Raw genomic sequence first — 21,017 nt, 5'->3', positions numbered from 1 at the left:
TCTCTTGCTACTAGACTCCTGCGGATGGCTCGATAAGGGTCAATGAACCGGTTATATGCCCATCTGACTGTTTTTTTTAAGGGCGATGGAAGTGGCAGCCTGTGATAAATCGCACGCGTTGTTTGAATCAATCTCAAGGCGGCCATGTTTAGTGTTGCCCGGACCTAATTTTTTTAGCAATCGCTCTTAAGGGGTAGGTCACACGCCAGGAGTTACTGTTGCGCATGGCATCCGCATAGGTGCGCGCTTTATCCCGCTCCATCGCTGCGGCATCTCGTTCAGCCGCTGCCTCGTTTCGCTCAGTAATTGCCGCATCGCGAGCGGTAGTCGCATCCAAAAATGACGAAAACAGACCGACGCGGGTGTCGGCGAGAATCTCGGCGAAACGCTTGGTGGCAAACTCATTGATTGGTACCCCAAACTGTAATTGGGCAACCGGAAGAGGCTCTTTCAGAGCAATTACAAACCAACGATAGAACGGCGGACTAAAGTCATACCGGAAGAGTTCGAGGTTAAACCGCCTGCTGATCCGCAGAATATGCGGGCGCGCATCGAAAATCTCCCATCCGCATATGACCTCACCTAATAATGAGCTTAACCAGGGCGCATGACCATGCCCAACCACGGATACCTTCCAACCCAGGCGTTGCAAAAGCGAAACGGTGTCCCCTCTGTTGGGAAGGGCGTAACGAAAATGTTCGCCGAGCCATGAATATCCTTTGCCGTAAGCTCTCCGGTATGTCTCGTCAACAGCACTGTCCACCTGAAAGGCAGTGACGTCGTCCGAGCAGGGAAAGCCTAAGATGAGACCCTTGTCGGCAAGGTTGCTCATTCGGAAAACAAAGTCATCACGTGCATTTGCCGCTATGTGTTCCATGGTATCGACGCTGCAGACGTAGTCGAATTTCCTATCGTCGAGTTTGCTGTCGAAAACATCCCCCGCGACCCGTGTGTTGTCGTCCCCGTTCAGGTTTGGTATTAAAGGGTCCGCAAAAAAAATAGCCCGATCCGGAAGAAATCGCTCGAGAAGGCATTGCGGGCCGGAACCGACATCTAGGATGGTTCCCCCGCTCGAGACACTCTCGATAATTTCCGAACAAGCACGATAACGGCTGTATTGATCGAAAATAATCTCCCTCGCCATATTTCCCTTCGATTCACTTGTTCCGGTCTCCTCGGCCATTGAGTACACCGTCATTTTATCTAAATCGCTGCGCCAAATTCCTAGGGCCTGTAACTGAGCCGTTTTACGGAGAATTACGCCAATCCCGCAGGCCCACCCTAGGGTCATGTCACTTTCTAATACCAGGATTTCACCTATAGGCGAGAAAATCTCTTTGAAATCAGAGAGGGTAAAACGCCAATGATCGGAAGGGTAATCGTGAAGTTCAAACCCTGGAGAGCGGGTGGTGATGAGGAGCATTCCCCCGACCCGGAGCACTGCGGTCATTTGAAAAAGTGCGCCGCGCCAGTCGAGACAGTGCTCAAGCATCTCCGTAGAGACCACAACATCAAAAGACCCTGGAGCAAAGCTATCGGCCAGATCATTTACATCCAGAACCTTGTCGACGCTCGGCCCTTCAATAACATCGATGCCGACATACTCTCGGGCGTATCCCGCCAGCAATTCCTTTGCGGTTCCGTTCACGTCCCGCGAACCGACTTCAAGTACCCTTTCCTCGCTGCCAATAAAAGGAAGTAACGATCGTGCGAAGTCAAGACACCAGGCGTTACACATAGCAATAGCCGTTCATCATTTCTTCCCTTTCATTTAGCTGCGGATATGACGACCCGCTTCCCACGGACATGTTGCTCATACCCACCCATCGGGGCAGTTATTACCTCAAGATGCTTAAACCCTACAGCGCGCAGCGTAAATAGCAAAGCGTGCACAGAGGGGCAGAGGACCAATCCGGATGAGCCGGCTTCCGGACAGCCGCTGTCATATTCTGGCGTCTCATCAATCAGGGCAAATATTCCCTTATATTCATGATTCCAATCCTTGCTACCCCACTCGGTTTCACCAGCCACATCTTCTATCACTTGAGTTTCTATCACGCATAATTCCTGCGTCACTTTACTGATACTTCGTAACGCGGCAATGGGATCACTCAAGTGGTATAGAACGCCCAAAAAGAGTGTCAAGTCATAGGAGTCAGAAATATATTTATCCAGGTCGTAGCAGTCTCCGTAGCAGAACGTCAGATTTTCAACTGCTTTCAGTTGTCGGACGAGCTCGGCTTTTTCCAGACTCTCGCTTCTGACATCAATACCCCTGACGCTCGTTACTTTTTTAGCCATCTCCAGGGAAAAAAATCCTTCATGGCAACCGATATCCAAGCACCTAGCATCAGGCAACCGGTTGCCAAAATGCTTCTCTATAGCGCGCATCAGCATTTGAAGCCGGGTTTCGTGAATGCCCTGAACGTTTTCAGGAAGTTTTGACTGGATCACATTCCCGTGACCAAGATCAAACGTATAAAACCAGGGCTCCAGTGCCGCCACCCGCGCAAGTAGCTCTTCTCTATTATTCAACCTGAACCTCTCCGCTTTCGACGTAGCCAAAAGTCCTTAATCCTTCTGCTGCTGAAATGTCGCAAGTTTTCCTGACCGATCTAGGCAACTCATTTATCCACGCATTGCTTCGGGACGCAAAATAGGGCCGAGATAAGTTTGCGTGATGTGGAAGATGTCGTAGTGAGGTGCCGCGATCCGTTTCATTTAGCATCTCTACTCCGAATGTTACACCGAGAAAATGAGACACCCTTCGAATTGCGCGACTGGGATCGCCTACGAGGTCCTCGTATCGCAATAACAGGTAGTTATCCTTTCCCAGCATCTCATGATATAGATGTAAGTTGGAATAATTCCAAAGACGTGGGAACTGTTTCTCAACACCGTGCGGGGCCCAGCCAACGCGAAGTAAGGAAGACATGACGCCGCGGACGTCGCGTACAAGGTGAATAAATTTTATCTCGGTATCAAATAGTCCAAGATTTTGGAAAAGCTGCACCGCCAATAGGTCATTAGGAGATTTGTCACCGCAGATTTTCTTTTTTACTCGATGACCCAACTCTAAATAAATCGCTCGAAGTACCCCCGCCAACGTGTATGGAGCGCCATCGAGAATGAGCTTAACGTCATTTTCACTCAAATACGGGCCTAAGGTGTGAGGATAATCTGCTGACGATAAGACTAATCGGCGGATTATATCCTTCCCTAATGTCGGGGAGCTGACGCGATCAATAACATAGGCTGTAGGCACTATAAAGCTTGTCTCATGGGGGATGAAGATCTCTGGATTTAAATTGAGTGTTTCTTTTAATAATGTGGTCCCAGATCGCGGTGATCCAAAAATAATAAACATCAAGTCAAGCCTTCAACTGAAATCTTGTCCAAAAAAAAGCACGGAATATATGAATTTTGTAGCTTAAGAGGACTTCAAGGATTATTGTATTATCTGCGATCCGAGAGCTCCACCTTGGGTGTGATATCCGTGCAGGGCTCGGGTATTGGTAATTTCACAGAGGTATCAGTGGAAGAGGGGTCAGAGCTTTTAAACGTATTAAGCGGCAGCTCTGGGCCCCTGAAATGCAACTCATCCCCCCAGCAATGTAGCCGACCACTACAGGCCTTCCAATTTAAGAGGGTCAGTTCTTTAAGTGATTCACAGGACAATTTTCCCCTCGCTGCGCATATTCAAAACATTTTTTCCAGATTTTTGACATGACGAGTCTGGTTCCAAGACCTTTGTTTACCCGAGCTCCGATCCATATTGCTGATTAGATTTTCTGCCAACAGGCTTAACGGATAGAACACGGGAAAAATAAAGAACAGCCCAGCGTTAAAGATTGTCTCCAGACCGCTTTTCGCCCAAAAGCTACCGCCAACCTTTCGCTACCCACTGACCTGATGTTTCCAGCTGATTGTTGACCGGGGTCAGGCCCGGGTTCGTTCAAAGTCTCCGCAAATTACTTTTTTAAAATTATTCAATAACGCTTGCATTTCGTGCAAGGTTTAATATAATTACGAATCATTCTCATTAATATTGCGGAACGGCCCAAATGGATAAGTTAAACACGATACCGGAAACGACCCTGGAGAAACAAAACGTCGTTATGCTGGACCGGAACAGGCGCATTTACAGCGATGCGCTTTTCTCGCACGGTGACGAGGTATTTATTCAGCACCAGGGCGAGCAGTATCGTCTGCGACGCACTCGTAACGGCAAGCTTATTTTGACTAAATAGTAGACTTAAGGCGCTCATCATGTATATTTGTGTCTGCAAAGGTGTAACCGATACTGCCATCCGCGAAGCCGTGCATCATGGAGGCGCCGACCGGATGCGCGATCTGAAAGCCAACCTGGGCGTGAGCGAGCAATGCGGAATATGTGCGTGCCACGCCAAGCAGGTGCTGGAACAGGCACTGATGCAGAAAACCTTGGCGCAACGCCATTCCACATAAACCCACTCGCTTAAATGCGAGATCTCGCCTGAGGAGGCAAACATGAAGAGTAGCGCAGACATTATTCAATGGCTAAACCGTCAGCTTCAACATGAACTGACCGCCATCAATCAGTATTTTCTCCACGCCCGCATGTACAAGAACTGGGGCTTCGACAGCCTTGGAAAGCATGAATACGAGGAATCGATCGAGGAGATGAAGCATGCCGACGCATTGATTGAGCGTATCCTGTTTCTGGAAGGTCTGCCCAATCTGCAAGAGCTTGGCAAGCTGTTGATCGGCGAGAAGGCAGAAGAGTGTGTCGAGTGCGACCTCAGGGCGGAGATGACCGCGCGCGAGACATTGCTCGGCGGGATTGCCGCGTGTGAAGCAGCGAAGGACTACGTTTCGCGGGAGATTTTCAAGGAAATTCTGGAAGACACAGAAGAACATATCGACTGGCTGGAAACCCAGTTAGAAGTCATGCAGAAAGTCGGTGTCCAGAACTGGTTGCAAAGCCAGATGTAAGTTTTGTCCGCTGTCGCTGGCTTTCTTCTAAGCCAGCGGCTTTCAGCCAGCCAGCCTGTACCGACGGCAAGCCAGCTTTTTTCTGACTTTTCGCGGAGTATGGGCTGTGGAACAGATAACAACCTCGGCGGTTTCGAGCGTCACCCTCCCCTTTCTGGTATTAAAAGCGCCTCGCGCTGGCTCAATTCTGTTAGCCCCTCTGCGGGGCATAAAAGCCATCTCCGCCGTTCTGGTATCCCACTCGCAGGAACGCTCAGGTAGCGCGAAAAAGCCGAGCATTCTTCCGAACGTGTTTTCTCTTGGGAGAGTAATCAAACAAATTTTCCGTGTTGCGGGCACACGGTGGCGCTCGGGTCGCGCTGGACCGGCTCCGACAACACGTACGCAGGCAGGTGCGGGTAACGGAGCGGGTCTGCTGACCAGGGGTGCGGCGGGTCGGGTAATTGCTGATGACCGTCAAGCATTACTGGAACGTATTGATCTGCTTGAGCGGAAGCTCGCCGATGCGAGCATTTCCGTGCCGCATGAAACAGATTGGGTTCCGCTCGTCAAGAACCCCGACACCTCCTGCTCGAGGTTGGGCGCCGCTACGAAAAGGGCCGGAAGGGGGTTAATGGCCGCATCGGAACGCGCCGCGTGCGACAGGAAAAAGGCGGTACTGAAGGGCAGTTTTGATCTTGCCGAGCGGAAGGTCCTATGCGTGGGGGGAAAAGCAGCCCTATATCCCCAGTACCGCCGCGTGGTTGAAGCTTCGGGGGCCACTTTATTCTTTTATCGAAGCGATCCTCGGCCCACCAGCAGCCGGAGGCTATCCAAGCTGCTTGCCCAGGCCGACATGGTGGTATGTCCGGTCGATTGCGTAAATCACGAAGCTTACTTCACGACAAAACGCTACTGCAAATACTCCGGCACGCCTTACGTCGTGCTCGACCGTTCCGATATATCGACCTTCCGCAAGGGTGTCGCCACGCTCGCTGAGCTGGTAGCAGTCCGGGCCGGCGACCGGACACCAGTTCCAGTCGACTGACCCTCGTTCGTCCCGGTAAAACGCAGTTTGCTAGCCAAAGACCCTAGCCGATGAACCTTAAGCATGATATAAACGCGTCCGCTGATCTTGTTGTCGGACTCAAATGCTCGTGCATTTCGACTATCCTACGCGTCTATAAATAAATAACCAAAAATCAATCTAAAGGAAAAACATGAAACTTGCCTCATTTGTCTCCGGCACTGCGGCCGTCCTCGGCTGTGCGCTCAGCCTTCACGCTGGAGCCCATGCATTATGGTTGGAGAGCGGAACGCCGGCCAGCAAGCTTTATTTTGGCGAATATGCGGAGAACCTGCGGGAAACCTCACCGGGAAGGCTCGACAGTATCGTTGACCCGGAGGCCACGATCATCGACCAGGCAGGAACGGCAAAAACGATCAGCCCAAGCCGTGAAAATACGCACTTTTCGCTACCGGCTGGCGCGACGGTACTGGTTCAGGCACGCCGCCAGCCCATACGCGAGCCTCAGGAGGGTGCTGCTCCGGCGCCCGTCCAGAGACGCTTTCTGTATGCGCGTTTGGGTAACGGAGGCAGCTTGCCTCTCGATTTACAGGCCAGCGGCAACCTGCTGCGCCTGACTTTCAAGGGGGAGCCCGTGCCCAAGGCTGAGATTGTTGTTATCGCCCCCAGTGGATGGGAGAAGCATTTGCGTACGGATGAGAAAGGTGAAGCTTCTTTTTCGCCACCGGAATCCGGCTTATACGTCGTCGAGGCCAAATATGAGCTGAATAAGCCAGGTGAATTCGAGGGCAAGGCATACGCGGTAGAGAGTCACAAGGTTACGCTCAGTCTTTACAAATGAGCATGTCTCAGTCGCATGCCCGCCCAACTGAGCCGACTGAGGCAACCGAGCAACGTGCTCGCGGGCAGAACGGTGGCCTGCCACCGGCGGCCGAGCCACGCGGGTATCTGTTTCTGCCGCTTAGCATGAAGCGGGGCCGCTTTCTCGTCTGGCTGCGGCGGACACACGCGTGGGTAGGACTCTGGGGCGCAGTGCTTGGCTTGGTGTTCGGCGCCTCGGGCATTCTGTTGAACCATCGCAATGAAATGAAAATCCCGCTTGCCAGTCAGCACGAAACTCGCCAGGTAGTGGCTCCGCCCGTCGCGAGTCTGCAATCTGCCGAAGCGTTGGAGGCATGGCTGCGCGTGAAGTTTAAACTGCCGCACGCCAAATCCCGCGTCCAGAAGAAGCCGGGCGGGCCGGTGCCCTGGGGGGGCGGTCAAATAGTGCAACCCGAGAACTGGCGCGTTACGCTGACCACGCCCAATCTCAGCCTGAATGCCGAATACTGGCAGGGCGATACTGAGGCTCATATCGAGCAAAAGGAAGCCAATGCCTGGGCAACACTGGCCAACTTTCACAAAGGGAGCGGTATGTCGAATGCCTGGATATTGCTTACCGACACGCTGGCTGGCGGTTTACTGGTGCTGGCAATAACCGGCACGCTGCTATGGAGCCGCTTGCATGGACCCCGGCTTGTGGCTGCGGGACTGATCGGTACGACGCTCACCGCGTCAGCCATTCTGATGCTTACGACCCTGTCGCTGTCATGAAAGCAGTTTTTTTCGACAGTTGAACATCAATCCTGAGGTCGAAGAGCAAATATCTAAAATTTTTCCGTCCCTGCCCCCCTCAACCGGGGCAGAGGCGTTCGTAGCCAGCCAGTAAGCCCTCCGCTTGTAGCCAGCCAACTCACAACAAAACAACAGAGAGACTACAAGTGAAACATTTTCGCAGTTTCAAACGCAGATCGCGACGGATTGGCCCTATTACCTTATTGTATCTGGGGATAATGGCAACGCCGTTAAGCGCGGTTGCTCAGGAGACCCGGGTCGACAAGGAAAAACATAACCCCTTGCCGGAGATAAAAGTCACCACGGGCCGGGTTCGTCCCGGCACGCTGGAGGATGTAGCGCGTACAGGGAGCAAGACCGATACTCCACTACGCGATATCCCCGCTACCGTCGACGTCGTGCCGGCCAGCGTGTTAAAGGAGCAAGGGGCCATCACCATGAACGATGCCATGCGCAACGTACCCAGTGTTCAGCCGCTGATGGGAGGCGGGTATGGGTTCGGGAACAGTTTTACTTCGCGCGGTCTTTCCCTCAGTTTTTTACGCGACGATATCCCGGACGGGTCTGCCCAAAACAGTTACTTCCGCACGATGTATGACGTTGACCGCATCGAAGTATTGAAAGGGCCTGGGTCAGCGCTGTTCGGTGTTGCCGGACCGGGGGGCAGCATGAACATCATTACCAAAAAGCCGCAAAACCAGTTCGAGTTGACTGCAGGCACCATGCTTGGCAGTTTCGGAACCCGGAATGGGTTTGTCGATTTGACGGGCCCTCTGGGTCAGCGTTTCGCCGGCCGCGCCATTGGCAACCTTGAGCATACCGACGGATTTCGCGGGCTTGAACGCAATGTTTTTGAAGCGTCCCCTAGCCTGCTCTGGCGGTTGGCCGACAATAAAACGCTCCTGATTGACTACGATCACCGGGAAATGAAGATCAAGCCGGATAACTACGGCATACTTTTCGATTTCAATGCCAATATCGCCAATGTGTCGCGCAATAACCGGTACTACAGCCCGTTCAACAAGACGGACCATACGATCAATCGCCTGGGACTTACCCATAACTGGGCAATATCAGATGACTTGAGCATGCGTACCGCATTCGTATACGATGCGCGTACCCTTGAGATCGTGCGAAACGGCGGCGGCAATCAAGGGAATGCGCTCGGTGTGTCGACCGGGCGTGACGCGCGTCAGCAATTCGATAGGGCGGGTTACACCATATTGCAGAACGAATTCATATGGAAAACAACCACTGGTCCGGTTAAACACACGTTTTTGGGAGGATTTGAATACAAGAACACGGACATCAATACGGTGCGCGGTGATTACACCTTATCGTCCATCAATGTTTTTAATCCTGTAAATGTAGAAACCTCCTTGAACGGACTCACGCGCAGGCCCATCTTTGATCGCAGGATTACAAGCGATCAAACGTCGTTCTATGCGCAGGATCAGATAGACTTGACGAAGCAATTCAAGCTCCGTCTCGGAATAAGAAACGATCTGGTACAGTACAGCGACAAGGGATTTCAGCTGGTATCGGGAAGTTACGGCTATCGCGAGATCGTTCAGACCAAATCCTTGACAACCTATTCAACCGGGGGTGTATACCAGCCCACCGAAAATCTGGCGTTTTACGCCGGCTACAGCACCGGCGCGTTTATTAATCTCGCCACGGAAGCGCAGGCAGTCTCCCGCGCCCCGGAAACATCCGATCAGATAGAAGTGGGCGCAAAAACCTCTCTGCTGGACGGCAAGGCCGATTTAAACGTGGCGCTTTTTCAAACCAGCCGCAACAACTACTTCGTCATTTTGCCCGGTTCGGGGGGGCAGGCTACCCAGGATGGCAAGGATCGATCGAGGGGAGTGGAACTTTCGCTGGGTTTCAGACCTTTGGCGGGCTTGAATATTATCGGTAGCGGCGTATGGATGGATCCTGAGACGTTGGCGCTCAATGTGGCTACCAATGCCGTTCTTGGCATCACCGGAAGCGTTTACGGGACGCGGCCTGTTGGAGTCGCTACTCACGCGGCCAACTTATGGAGTACTTATCAGATCCAAAGCGGCTTGGCCCGCGGTCTCACATTCGGCTTCGGGGTAACGTACAAGGGCGATACGTTTGCCGATAGCCTGAACCTTTTGAGGGTGCCGTCTTATGTCGTTTTTGATGCTGCGGTTTCCTATCGGGTAAAAAGAATGGATCTCGCGGTCAATATCAGAAACCTGACGGACAAGACCTACTTTACCAACGCGACGTTTGCCGGTGCATTGCCTGGGGACCCGCTTAGCGCGTACGGTTCGATCCGTTTCAATTTCAATTAAGAAACAGACTTTTCAGAAAGTACACTGTTGCCTTGCATCCCCGGCGTCGCGGCAGGGCGCCGGGTGCAGCAGGGCAACCGTAAGTACGAATTCGCTGCGCCGGCCATTTCCTCTTTTCGAAAAAAAACCAGGCAGTATTTTGTCTGTGGAGCTTGCAATCAAGTAAGCCTCACCCATGGCTGCGTGGACGTCGCAGTGTTCCGGGTGCAGAGCATGGTACGCAATGCTGGCCGGGGCGCGCCGCTGCGGCAGCTCGATCCTTCCATACGGGGCTTGCGCGTCCGCGCACTTGGCGGCCCGGAGATCCAGTCACTCGGGTCCGGCTACCACAATTTACCCACGATGTAAGCGGATATACAAAGCACGGCGATAGGGTACGTCACTGCCGAGTCTTGAACGCATCCTTCTGAGGTCTGTCGCCGGGCGAATTTTTACTGATGAAATGCGAAACCAGCGACAGTACTTCTATTTTTGGGGAGGAATTACACCTTAAAAAGCGGGGAGAAGCTTAACGCTGCTAACCTCTGAAACCTGCTACAGGCAACGGTTTCAGAGGATACTCAGCATTTGTTCCTGTAAGATTTTACAGCTATCCCCGGGGTCTCGTTCCGTTGTTTCATAGCACCGTCATAACCAACGACGGATGCGAAACAAATGGGACAGATCATGCTTGCGCAACACGGGAATGGTTCTTTGGATCAGCGGGCAGCGACAGGAATGTACCGGCTGCGACATGAAGTTTTCCACGATCGGTTAGGCTGGGAGGTCACCACGGATAATGGAATGGAACACGACGAGTTCGACCACGCTGATCCCATTTATGTACTTGCAAAAGGCGACGAAGATGAGGTGCTGGGCTGCTGGCGGCTACTCCCGACCATGGGCCCTAATATGCTGAGGGACACGTTTCCACAACTGTTGCATGGACAGCACGCGCCGCACCAATCCGATGTCTGGGAGCTGAGCCGCTTCGCGGTTACGGTACCGAAGTATGAAAGCGCCGGTTTCGGTTTCAGCGAAATTCCCGTAAAGATGATGCAGACCTTATTCCGCTTCGCCCAGCATAACGGCATCAAGCGCTATGTCACCGTGACGACCGTTGCGGTAGAGAGATTGGTACGCAGGCTCGGAGTCAACGTTTCAAGGCTGGGTCCCCCGATCAAGATTGGTCGGGTGATGACGGTGGCTTGCTACATCGAAATTGACGAGATTACAGAATTCGCCTTATTCGGTACGCTTCCAGAAAATGCGCAGAGGAAAGCAGCGTGAATATCCTGCTGGTGGGTGAGAGACAGGATACGCGCCAAATTCTGCAAATGCTGCTGGATAAATCCAGGCACAGACTGGAGCGGATTTCGCTGGAGGATTTTCCGCAACGAGATCTGAAAACCTACGATATGGTACTGGTGGATGGCGCGGTTCAGGATTGCACGCAACAGGTAAATCTCCTGCACTGGATCCGGGAGGCAAGGCGGCGTTTTCCGCATCTGCCTGTAGCGGTGATGAACAATATCGGATCTCAGGTAGTCAACGAAGAATGTGATCGGCACGACGAAGCGCTGCAACATACCTGTGGAATCTTTGAGTCCGGCAATGGGGTATTGAACATGCGCTGCCGCCTGCGTGAAATTGCTTTAGGCGAAACCGCGGCATTGATGCGCGAGGAGTGCGAGCGCCCGTTGCTGGAGCCGATTACTTTCGAATATGCAGGCCGGCGCCGGAGTAATGGTTGAGCGTAAAGGAAATGGGAACCAGAAGCACCAGCTAGACAACTCATCTGCTCGCCTCCTACCCCTCATCACCAGGGCACTCATGCCGGCAAGCATCTCGATTATTTATAAAACGTTCACAAAACTTACATCTGAACGCCATGTGTTCCCGGTAGCCTGAACAGGCCAGCGAAATACCAAGATTGTGCTGGCGAAACCTGTTCACTTAGGAGGGAACATGAAATCCCAGCTACCCGCGTTAATAATGCTGCTGTCGGAATTCCGGAAGCCTGTTCAGGCCGCTGACAGCGTCCAACGACGTGCCATACAGCCCGGCCGAAGCTTCGGCCTTGACCCAACACCCGCAGTCGGCGAAGCAGGCGTCCCTGATTCCGCTGAAGCGTCGTCGTCCGTCTACGGCTCCGCCCCTCCCCATGAGGTCGATGGTCTTAAACCGCCCATCGTTCGTGGCTCCCCGTGGGCTAGAAGCAAGAAAAAACGATTCGGATAAGGGATAGGGTGACGCGATGGAGCGTATTAAATTTCAGCTTCTATACGGACCTCTGCCGGATCTTTCGCCAACGCTGACTGTTTCGCCGGGCGTGATACTGCCCCTGGCGACACCTGGTCCCGGGAACACTTTTACGGAGGGATTCTGAATGACTATCAGCAGACTAGAGGCAGGACGGAATCTGAGCGAGATTGACGTCCATACTTCCTGTACTTCCCCTTCGGTTGATCTAAACAACGTTGACGCGCTTTGCTCCCTGATGAAAATGTATGAATCCAGCCAGATCCTGGATGAAGAAGAAAGCGAAGTAGATCTCATGATCCAGTTAAGCGGAATGGTGCAGAGCGACATGAGAGCCGCCGAATAGCACGGCTTTACGTTAATACAGGTACTTGTTAAACCGGCGATCTCTCGTTCCCATCAACGCCTATCGGCCTTTAGGCGCTTCATATACGCCAGTGGTACCGGTCCGGCGTAGCATTTTATTCACCTCGTCGGCATGCATCTCTTCTTCGACGATCAGGCTCCGCGCGTAATCTTCCAACAGTACCGATTTACCCTGGGTCAGTTCCAGAAGCTCATAGTAGGCTGCGCATGATGCGCCTTCATGCGCCAAAGATTCCCTAAGTATGTCGCCAATGTCATGATGGTGAGTCTCAAGCAGGGGGCCAATCGACAACGACGGATATCCGCCCAGCAGCGTGACCAGTTCCCCCGCCCTGTGTGCATGTAGCAGACCCTCTTCGGCCTGTTTCTGGAGCCATTCGACAACTGGGATCCGATTATAGCCGTAGACCATCAAGGAATAGTGCGTGTACCGCACCACCCCAGCCAGTTCCAGTTCCATGATTCTGTTCAATACTGCAACCGCTCTTTCTTTATCGAAGTCCATTTAGCTTCTCCTTAAATCATTGCAAGAAACCCAGGATGGGTCTTTTCGATCATCCTCGCGCGGCAAGTGGCCTTGCCGCGCTGTTTTTCGGTTGTCTCACCTTTCAAAAAGCCTGCTGTGCTTCATAGCTGCTCCGCGTGAGTGCCCAGATATTCGGCTACCCCCTCCGGACTCGCCTTCATGCCGGGCTCCCCGCTTTTCCAGCCGGCGGGGCAAACCTCACCATGGCTTTCATGGAATTGCAGTGCGTCCACCATGCGCAACATCTCATCCACGTCCCGCCCGAGCGGTAGATCGTTCACCACCTCATGGCGCACAATGCCGTTTTTATCAATCAGGAAGGAAGCTCGCAAAGCGACGTGATCGGGATGGCTGATGCCATATGCATGCATGACATCCCCCCCGACATCCGAGACCAGCGTAATCCCCACGGGGCCAATGCCGCCTTTATCGATGGGCGTGTTGCGCCATGCGTAATGGGTGAACTGCGAGTCGACCGAAACGCCGATAACCTCCACGTTGCGCTTACGAAACTCTTCAGCGCGGTGCGAGTGAGCGAGAATTTCCGAGGGGCAAACAAAGGTAAAATCGAGCGGATAAAAGAATAGCATCGCGTATTTGCCCGAGATTTCCGTATGAAAGTTAAAAGCGTCATTGAAAGTGCCATCCGCAAGGACGGCGGGCTTGGTAAAGTCAGGGGCAAGATGAGTAACAAGTACGGACATTGACATTCTCCTCTGTAAATTAATCGAATCGGCGCTGCCACGAGTCGTGTGCGCGGGCAGTCCTAAGATTAGAACATTTTCTACCCGTTTTGCGAAATCTCGTATTTCTTGCCGAAATCAGGTTGTACAAATACCGGAATAGGATGGTAGCTCAGCCCCGGGTACCTGCAGTGTCTAAGTATAGACCCAACGGTTCAGCAGGCCTCGTGCCGCATCGGCTAGTTCCGAGGCGGTCATGCCGACTGGTCCGCCATTCTGCATCCACAACACGTCGGCCGCTGAGCCGTGCAGATAGACGGCGAGTAATAGCGCGTGTTCGGCACTTAATTTTTGGGCTAAAAAGGAGCCGATCAAACCAGACAGTACGTCACCCGTACCCGCGCTGCTCAAACCCGGGTTCCCGCTCGTGTTGATATACCTTTTACCGCCGGGTACGGCGCAAACGCTGCCAGCACCTTTCAGTACCACGCAGCAGTTGAACCGCTCGGCCAGCTCGCGTACGGCGCCCATCCGGTCATTCTGGATCGAGCCAGTCTCGCGACCCAGCAAGCGCGCCGCTTCCGCGGGATGAGGGGTGAGAACGGAAGGTGTCTGGCGGTGTCGTAACAAGCTGGCAATATCGGACCACGCGGCGATGAGGTTTAAAGCATCTGCATCCAGCACCAGCGGCAGGGTGGACTCCAGTGCGCAGTTAAGCCAGAAACATGCGTCAGGTTCTGTTCCCAGTCCTGGGCCGATAACAAGGCAGTTGAGATGACCAGCCTTGAACAATTCATGGATCGGGCGCAGCATCAGTTCAGGCTGGGAGGTATCCACGCCGACCGCGTTCGCAGCCATCAAGCCCAGATAGACGCGGCCCGCTCCCAGCTTCAATGCTGAGGCCCCCGCCAGAAGCGCCGCACCGGTCATTCCTGCTGATCCGCCAACGATCCCTATGCTGCCGAACATACCTTTATGGCTATCAGCGGGACGCGGGGCTGGCAGCAGTGTTGTGGCGTATGCGTAATCCACTGCCCATGAACTCGGGGTCTTGAGCGCGGGGGCGTCCAGATCGAGATTACGGACGAAGATTTCGCCGCAATGATCAGGACCGCAATGCGTGAGCAGGCCCGGTTTGAGGCCGATGAATGTGACCGTAATTGCAGCCCGGATCGCCGCGCCACGTACTATGCCTGTATCGCTGCCCAGGCCGCTCGGAATATCAAGGGCAAGAACGGGCACTTTCATTGCATTCACTGAATTGACCAGGGCAAGATATTTACCTGAGAGATCCCGCCCCACCCGTTGGTCAAGCCCGATGCCGAACAGGCCATCGATTACCGCGTCCCATTCTTCGTCTAGTGGAATTGCCCCTGTTATTTCACCTCCGCTGGCGATCCACAGGTCCAGCATGTGTCGCGCGTCGTCAGATAGGTTGCAGCGCTCGCCGGTAAATACCAGCGTAATCTTGTACCCCCATGAGCGCAGATGGCGAGCTGCGACGAATGCATCACCTCCGTTGTTCCCGGGCCCGGCGAGCACCAGCACATTGGTTTTGCCCTGATTCAGCAGTTTGTCCCGGGCGACTTCGGCCGCAGCGAGGCCCGCTTTCTCCATGAGTGGCGGGGGGTCGGGCAGAGCAGCGGCCAGCCGCTCGATTTCCCGGATTTCAGCGGTGAAATAGACAGCGTTGAGTTCCTGATGGGCTGAGGTGATCATGCGGTGTCTGATAATCCAGCTTCCATTGAACTGATTTCACGTTCTTGTGAATTTGAAGGGCACACAGAGTTGCCGGGCTGCGGCGCGCCTGCCTCTCGTGTAAAATCTAGGATCTGCTGAATAAGTCCGGTCTTTGCACAACCCAGCGCCCCTATTTTTTCACTCTAACCGACTCATGCTGATGCTTCGCATTCGTGGTGGCCGCGCGCTTTCACCGTTCCGTCTGGAAAAACTGGTCGGTGCTCTTAAAACTGAAGCCTCGCAAGTTTCCCATATTTCGACGGAATACTGGTATTTTTGCGCGGCTACGCGTAGTTTGCGCGAAGAGGAAATGGCCATCCTTGAGCAATTGCTCAAATGTCCCCCCAAGCCACACCTGGCTCAAACGATGCAAAATCCCGAGGGCGAGTTGTTGCTGGTCGTGCCCCGCCCCGGTACGATCTCGCCCTGGTCCACGAAGGCGACTGATATCGCTCACCATTGCGGATTGGAAGCAGTGGAGCGATTGGAGCGTGGGGTCGCCGTCTATGTACAAACCGAAGGTTCTCCCTCCGGCTTACCGGCTCGAGTCAGGGGAGTGCTGCTCCCGCTGATACACGATCGCATGACCGAGTCGGTGTTCAACTCCCTGGATGATGCAGAGAAGTTGTTCCGGCATTTTCCGTCTGCGCCGCTTCAAATAATTGATGTACTGACCGGAGGCGCCGAGGCGCTGCAAAAGGCCAACAGCGAGGCAGGGCTTGCCTTGTCTCCAGATGAAATAGATTATTTCGCGGACTATTTTCTGCGCATCGGCCGCAATCCCACGGATGTGGAATTGATGATGTTTGCCCAGGCCAATTCCGAGCACTGCCGCCACAAGATATTCAACGCCGACTGGATAATAGACGGCGAGCCTCGAACGAGATCGCTGTTCTCGATGATCCGCAACACGCACCAGCAAAACCCTCAAGGTACCGTGGTGGCGTACGCAGACAACTCATCGGTTATCGAGGGCGCGAATATCGCTCGCTTTTACCCGGGCAGGGAGAACGCCTATGGGTACAGCGAGGAGCAGACACATATCCTGATGAAGGTGGAAACCCATAATCACCCCACGGCGATTGCCCCCTTCGCCGGCGCCGCAACCGGGGTCGGAGGCGAAATTCGCGACGAAGGCGCCACCGGCAGAGGGGCAAAACCGAGGGCCGGACTCAGCGGCTTTTCCGTTTCCAACCTCAATATCGCCGGTTTTATTCAGCCTTGGGAAGCGGGCGCGCCATCGGGCAAGGGAGATTACGGCAAGCCGGGCCGTATTGCTTCGGCCCTTCAGATCATGCTTGAGGGTCCGATCGGCGGAGCGGCGTTTAATAACGAATTCGGACGTCCGAACCTGGCGGGATACTTCCGCACTTTCGAGGAGCACGTCGCAGGCGAAATGCGCGGTTACCATAAGCCGATCATGCTTGCTGGAGGCATCGGCCATATTGCCGGGCAACACTCGCTTAAGGAGAAATTTTCACCTGACGCACTGCTGATTCAGCTCGGTGGACCCGGTATGTTGATCGGTCTCGGCGGTGGGGCGGCGTCGAGCATGGATACAGGAACAAATGCGGAGAGGCTCGATTTCGATTCCGTTCAGCGCGGCAATGCCGAAATGGAGCGGCGCGCGCAGGAGGTCATCGACAGTTGCTGGCAGATGGAACGACGAGGCGAACCTAATCCGATTCTCAGCATCCACGATGTGGGCGCGGGCGGCCTGTCGAACGCGGTGCCGGAGCTTTTGCACGGGTCCGATAGGGGAGGTCGGGTGAATTTGCGCGATATTCCCTCGGAGGAACCGGGGATGTCTCCCATGCAAATCTGGAGCAACGAGTCTCAGGAGCGCTATGTGCTTGCGATCCGGCCGGAATCGCTGGAATTGTTCAGTGAAATTTGCGAGCGTGAACGCTGTCCGTTTGCGGTGGTAGGTATTGCCACCGCGGACGAACAGCTTGTTGTGATTGATCCGGTGTTCGACAACCGTCCGGCAGATATGAATCTCTCTGTGCTGCTGGGCAAACCGCCAAAAATGATCCGAGAGGTTATACATATCCAAAAACCGCTGTTGCCGTTTCATACCGCGGGGCTGGATGTACGGGAAGCCGCCTATCGGGTCCTTCGGCTGCCAGCTGTGGCGGATAAAACCTTTCTCATCAGTATCGGCGATCGTACCGTCGGGGGCATGAGCGTGCGCGATCAGATGGTGGGTCCATGGCAGGTCCCGGTAGCGGATGTGGCAGTAACCTCGATGGGGTATCAAACCTATCTGGGGGAAGCGTTCGCGATCGGCGAGCGCGCCCCGGTGGCTCTGGTTGATCCGGCGGCCTCGGCGCGGATGGCGGTCGGTGAAGCGATTACCAACATCGCCGCGGCATCGATAGCAACTATCGGAGAGATCAAGCTATCGGCAAACTGGATGGCAGCGGCAGGGCATCCCGGCGAGGATGCGGCCCTGTTCGATGCGGTGCACTCAGTCGGCATGGAGCTGTGTCCCAGGCTGGGCATCAGTATCCCGGTGGGTAAGGATTCAATGTCGATGAAGACGGTATGGCAAGCCGGGACAAGCGTCGCTGGCGGGGCCGGCAAGCGGGAGGGGGCAATCAGAAAGGAAGTGACCGCCCCCCTGTCGCTGGTTATTTCCGCTTTTGCAAGAGTAACGGATACGCGCAGAACACTCACCCCTCAGTTGCGCACCGACTGTGGCGAGACCGAGTTGATCCTGATTGATCTTGGTGAGGGCAGGAACCGGCTGGGGGGCTCGGCGCTCGCCCAGGTCTACAAGCAAGTGGGCGATGACGCGCCGGATATAAAAGTTCCCGAGGGGGCGGAGAAACTCAAGGGATTTTTCTCTGCCATACAACGTTTAAACGGTGAAAGCAGAATACTGGCTTATCATGACCGCTCGGACGGCGGGATTTTCGCCACTTTATGCGAGATGTCGTTTGCCAGCCGCGCGGGAATTAGCATAAATCTCGATCAGCTGTGCTTCGATGCTTCTGCGAATGATGTGGATGGTCATGAACTCCGGCCAGAAGCGCTGAGCGGGAGATTTGTGGAGCGTATCCTCCGTGTCTTGTTCCATGAAGAACTAGGCGCCGTAATCCAGGTAAAGACCGCGGAGCGCCTCGATGTGCTGAGTGTGCTCGCGGAGTATGGCTTGCGAGACGTTAGCTTCATCATTGGCGGGGTTAACGACAAGGATGAGATCCGTTTTTTGCGTAACAATAAACCGGTTTTTGCTGAGAAACGCGTCGACCTTCATCGCGCCTGGTCAGAAACGACTTATCAGATGCAGAAGCTGCGCGACAATCCCGAGTGCGCGCAACAGGAATATGACCGCATACTCGACGCCGATGACCCCGGTTTGCATGCGCAATTGAGTTTCGATGTAGACGACGACATATCCGCCCCTTATATCTCCACCGGTGCCAGACCTCGCGTCGCGATCTTGCGCGAACAGGGCGTGAACGGGCATGTGGAGATGGCGGCAGCCTTCGACCGGGCCGGATTTTCCGCGACTGACGTACACATGAGCGACATCATCGCCGCACGGATTTCGCTGAAGGACTACGCGGGCTTTGCCGCCTGCGGCGGTTTCTCCTACGGTGATGTTCTGGGGGCAGGGGAGGGATGGGCCAGTTCGATACTGTTCAATGGCCGTACTCGCGATGACTTCGAAGCTTTTTTCGCACGCGGCGATACTTTTGCTCTTGGCGTGTGCAATGGCTGCCAGATGATGAGCAATTTGCATCAGATTATTCCCGGTGCCGAACATTGGCCCAAATTCGGGCGGAACAAATCGGAGCAGTTCGAGGCTCGCCTTGTCATGGTGGAGGTGCAGGAAAGCCCGTCGCTGTTTTTCGAGGGCATGACTGGCAGCCGGATGCCCATTGCCGTTGCGCATGGTGAAGGTCGCGCTGAATTCTCCGATGAGAAAGCTGTCTCAGTCATCTCATCCCTGGTGACGCTCCGTTACGTCGATAACCGCGGCAAAATTGCCGAGATTTACCCGCTCAATCCCAACGGCTCGCCCGCAGCTACTGCTGGTGTCACCACGCCGGATGGCCGCTTCAGCATACTCATGCCCCATCCGGAGCGCGGGTTTAGAACCGTCCAGCACTCATGGCATCCTGACTGGGGCGAAGACGCATCGTGGATGCGCATGTTCCGGAATGCGCGCAAATGGGTGGGGTAAGCGCCACTGCCGAAGCGATCGGAAACTGTGCTCGCGGCAAAGCTGATAGACGACAGGTGAGTTTGAGAACGCGTGCGAATGAGTACGACAAATGATAAGGAGCATCAGCTTGAAAATTATCCGGAACGTTTTCTTTGCCTTGGTTGGCGCATTATCGGCAATGACGATAACTGCCGTTAGCGTGCCCCTCAACCTTGCATTAGCGGAGACGAAAGTGGATAACAAGGAAAGAGAAAGCGTCGACTGCGCCCCGGTCGGGAACTGGGTCGTGCCGGGCGGAGGAAAGATTACCGAGTCTGAGGTCATCTCCAAGGCAGCCAAACGCCCGGTAGTGCTGCTGGGCGAAATGCACGATAACGCTGAGCATCACCGCTGGCAATTGCAGACGCTGGCTGCGTTGCATGCTGCACGGCCAGAAATGGTTATCGGTTTCGAGATGTTTCCGCGGCGTGTGCAAAAAGCGCTTGATCAATGGGTGGCTGGAGACCTTACCGAGGCTCAGTTTCTTGCCGCTGCCGACTGGGGCACCGTCTGGAGCACGGACGCGAATCTTTACTTGCCATTATTTCATTTTGCCCGCATGAACCGGATACCCATGGTGGCCCTTAATATCGACACGCGTTTAAGGCGGACGGTCGCTTCGAAGGGCTTTGCGGGCGTGGCTGAGAAGGAGCGCGAAGGCGTGACCCAGCCCGCTGCGCCCAGCGCCGCTTACCTGGGTTATCTCCTGCCGATTTATGGCGAGCACGACCGCAGTGGCAAGAAGCGGGGCGATACCAAGCCGGATGACCCGGATTTTCTGCGCTTTGTTGAAGGTCAGCAACTCTGGGACCGCGCAATGGCCCAAGCGATACACTCAGCCCTGGAGCGTCCGGGTCGTCCCCTTGTAGTCGGAATCATGGGCTCGGGGCACATCAGGCATGGCTATGGCGTTCCCCACCAACTGAAGGACCTGGGGGTGGGCGATGTAGGGACCCTCTTGCCGTGGAATAGCGGCACCGGGTGTGGTCAAATAGCGACCGGAATGGCAGACGCAGTTTTTGGTATCGCATCGCTATCGCCTGCCACCCCGGAACTTTCCTCGCGGCCGCGCCTGGGGATCCGCTTTGAAATGGCCCAGGATGGCGGTGCGCGCGTGCTGCAGGTGGAGAAGGGGAGCATTGCGGAGACGGCTGGTATTCGCGACGCCGACATTATTGTCGAAGCAGCTGGCGTGCCGGTCAAGCGGACCGAGGATATTGTAGAGACAGTCAAACGCCAGCCACCGGGCACTTGGTTGCCGCTTACATTAAAACGCGGCAGCGATACGAGCGAGATTATTGCCAAGTTTCCGGCGGTGCGGAAATGA

Annotated in this window: 20 protein-coding genes; 14 read left to right on the top strand and 6 right to left on the bottom strand. The window is 54.5% G+C overall.

Translation table 11 applies throughout. From position 1 onward, the window contains the following. Window positions 1-148 precede the first annotated feature (148 nt). The 3 genes from C8R31_RS14170 to C8R31_RS14160 are packed head-to-tail and all read right to left on the bottom strand — an operon-like array spanning window position 149 to window position 3,367. Complete coding sequence (locus tag C8R31_RS14170; RefSeq protein WP_107694729.1) at window positions 149-1,738, bottom strand: methyltransferase domain-containing protein; 1,590 nt, start codon at window positions 1,736-1,738, stop codon at window positions 149-151. Between the two features lie 29 nt (window positions 1,739-1,767). Continuing rightward, window positions 1,768-2,505, bottom strand: coding sequence for a bifunctional 2-polyprenyl-6-hydroxyphenol methylase/3-demethylubiquinol 3-O-methyltransferase UbiG (locus tag C8R31_RS14165; protein ID WP_146164606.1), 738 nt, complete (start codon window positions 2,503-2,505; stop codon window positions 1,768-1,770). A 22-nt stretch (window positions 2,506-2,527) separates the two neighbouring features. After that, window positions 2,528-3,367 (bottom strand): sulfotransferase, encoded by an 840-nt coding sequence (locus C8R31_RS14160; RefSeq protein WP_107694727.1) that lies wholly within the window; start codon window positions 3,365-3,367, stop codon window positions 2,528-2,530. Window positions 3,368-4,064: 697 nt separating this feature from the next. Here C8R31_RS14160 and hemP point away from each other — a divergent pair. From hemP to C8R31_RS14100, 12 genes are all read left to right on the top strand, one after another. Beyond that, complete coding sequence (gene hemP, locus C8R31_RS14155; RefSeq protein ID WP_219907532.1) at window positions 4,065-4,250, top strand: hemin uptake protein HemP; 186 nt, start codon at window positions 4,065-4,067, stop codon at window positions 4,248-4,250. Window positions 4,251-4,269: 19 nt separating this feature from the next. Further along, window positions 4,270-4,467 (top strand): (2Fe-2S)-binding protein, encoded by a 198-nt coding sequence (locus C8R31_RS14150; protein WP_107694726.1) that lies wholly within the window; start codon window positions 4,270-4,272, stop codon window positions 4,465-4,467. Window positions 4,468-4,509: 42 nt separating this feature from the next. Beyond that, entirely contained in the window at window positions 4,510-4,974 is a 465-nt protein-coding gene (bfr, locus tag C8R31_RS14145) for a bacterioferritin (RefSeq protein WP_107694725.1), read from the top strand. Window positions 4,975-5,080: 106 nt separating this feature from the next. Continuing rightward, window positions 5,081-6,001 (top strand): DUF2325 domain-containing protein, encoded by a 921-nt coding sequence (locus C8R31_RS14140; protein ID WP_107694724.1) that lies wholly within the window; start codon window positions 5,081-5,083, stop codon window positions 5,999-6,001. A 172-nt stretch (window positions 6,002-6,173) separates the two neighbouring features. Beyond that, the gene (locus C8R31_RS14135; protein WP_107694723.1) at window positions 6,174-6,821 is read left to right on the top strand and encodes a DUF4198 domain-containing protein; all 648 of its coding nucleotides are present in this window, start codon (window positions 6,174-6,176) and stop codon (window positions 6,819-6,821) included. Next, a complete protein-coding gene (locus tag C8R31_RS14130) occupies window positions 6,818-7,573 on the top strand; it encodes a PepSY-associated TM helix domain-containing protein (RefSeq protein WP_107694722.1) in 756 nt (251 codons plus the stop codon). The genes C8R31_RS14135 and C8R31_RS14130 overlap by 4 nt, the downstream gene beginning before the upstream one ends. A gap of 239 nt (window positions 7,574-7,812) precedes the next feature. Further along, complete coding sequence (locus C8R31_RS14125) at window positions 7,813-9,918, top strand: TonB-dependent siderophore receptor (RefSeq protein ID WP_107694721.1); 2,106 nt, start codon at window positions 7,813-7,815, stop codon at window positions 9,916-9,918. A 27-nt stretch (window positions 9,919-9,945) separates the two neighbouring features. Further along, complete coding sequence (locus tag C8R31_RS14120) at window positions 9,946-10,266, top strand: hypothetical protein (RefSeq protein ID WP_146164605.1); 321 nt, start codon at window positions 9,946-9,948, stop codon at window positions 10,264-10,266. A gap of 306 nt (window positions 10,267-10,572) precedes the next feature. After that, window positions 10,573-11,187 (top strand): acyl-homoserine-lactone synthase, encoded by a 615-nt coding sequence (locus C8R31_RS14115; protein ID WP_258192721.1) that lies wholly within the window; start codon window positions 10,573-10,575, stop codon window positions 11,185-11,187. Continuing rightward, window positions 11,184-11,651, top strand: coding sequence for a hypothetical protein (locus tag C8R31_RS14110; RefSeq protein ID WP_107694719.1), 468 nt, complete (start codon window positions 11,184-11,186; stop codon window positions 11,649-11,651). The genes C8R31_RS14115 and C8R31_RS14110 overlap by 4 nt, the downstream gene beginning before the upstream one ends. A 214-nt stretch (window positions 11,652-11,865) precedes the next feature. Then, complete coding sequence (locus C8R31_RS14105) at window positions 11,866-12,138, top strand: hypothetical protein (protein ID WP_107694718.1); 273 nt, start codon at window positions 11,866-11,868, stop codon at window positions 12,136-12,138. Window positions 12,139-12,286: 148 nt separating this feature from the next. Further along, window positions 12,287-12,505, top strand: coding sequence for a hypothetical protein (locus C8R31_RS14100; protein WP_107694717.1), 219 nt, complete (start codon window positions 12,287-12,289; stop codon window positions 12,503-12,505). A 60-nt stretch (window positions 12,506-12,565) separates the two neighbouring features. Here the strand turns inward: C8R31_RS14100 and C8R31_RS14095 are convergent, their stop codons facing one another. From C8R31_RS14095 to C8R31_RS14085, 3 genes are all read right to left on the bottom strand, one after another. Further along, the gene (locus C8R31_RS14095) at window positions 12,566-13,030 is read right to left on the bottom strand and encodes a bacterioferritin (protein ID WP_107694716.1); all 465 of its coding nucleotides are present in this window, start codon (window positions 13,028-13,030) and stop codon (window positions 12,566-12,568) included. A gap of 122 nt (window positions 13,031-13,152) precedes the next feature. Continuing rightward, window positions 13,153-13,755 carry a peroxiredoxin gene (locus C8R31_RS14090; protein WP_181320627.1) on the bottom strand — a complete coding sequence of 201 codons (603 nt, stop codon included), beginning with the start codon at window positions 13,753-13,755 and terminating at the stop codon, window positions 13,153-13,155. 174 nt (window positions 13,756-13,929) lie between these two features. Further along, entirely contained in the window at window positions 13,930-15,453 is a 1,524-nt protein-coding gene (locus C8R31_RS14085; RefSeq protein ID WP_107694714.1) for an NAD(P)H-hydrate dehydratase, read from the bottom strand. A gap of 181 nt (window positions 15,454-15,634) precedes the next feature. On the opposite strand from C8R31_RS14085, the gene purL reads away from it, so the two are divergent. Both purL and C8R31_RS14075 read left to right on the top strand, forming a co-directional pair. Then, window positions 15,635-19,669, top strand: coding sequence for a phosphoribosylformylglycinamidine synthase (gene purL, locus C8R31_RS14080; protein ID WP_107694768.1), 4,035 nt, complete (start codon window positions 15,635-15,637; stop codon window positions 19,667-19,669). 109 nt (window positions 19,670-19,778) lie between these two features. Further along, window positions 19,779-21,017: a ChaN family lipoprotein gene (locus C8R31_RS14075; protein WP_258192720.1), complete on the top strand. Its 1,239-nt coding sequence runs from the start codon at window positions 19,779-19,781 to the stop codon at window positions 21,015-21,017.

Source organism: Nitrosospira sp. Nsp2, from assembly GCF_003050965.1.
In the GTDB taxonomy this organism is placed as follows: domain Bacteria; phylum Pseudomonadota; class Gammaproteobacteria; order Burkholderiales; family Nitrosomonadaceae; genus Nitrosospira.
Note: the sequence above shows the minus strand (reverse complement) of the source record. Positions and strands in the feature narration are given on the sequence as shown.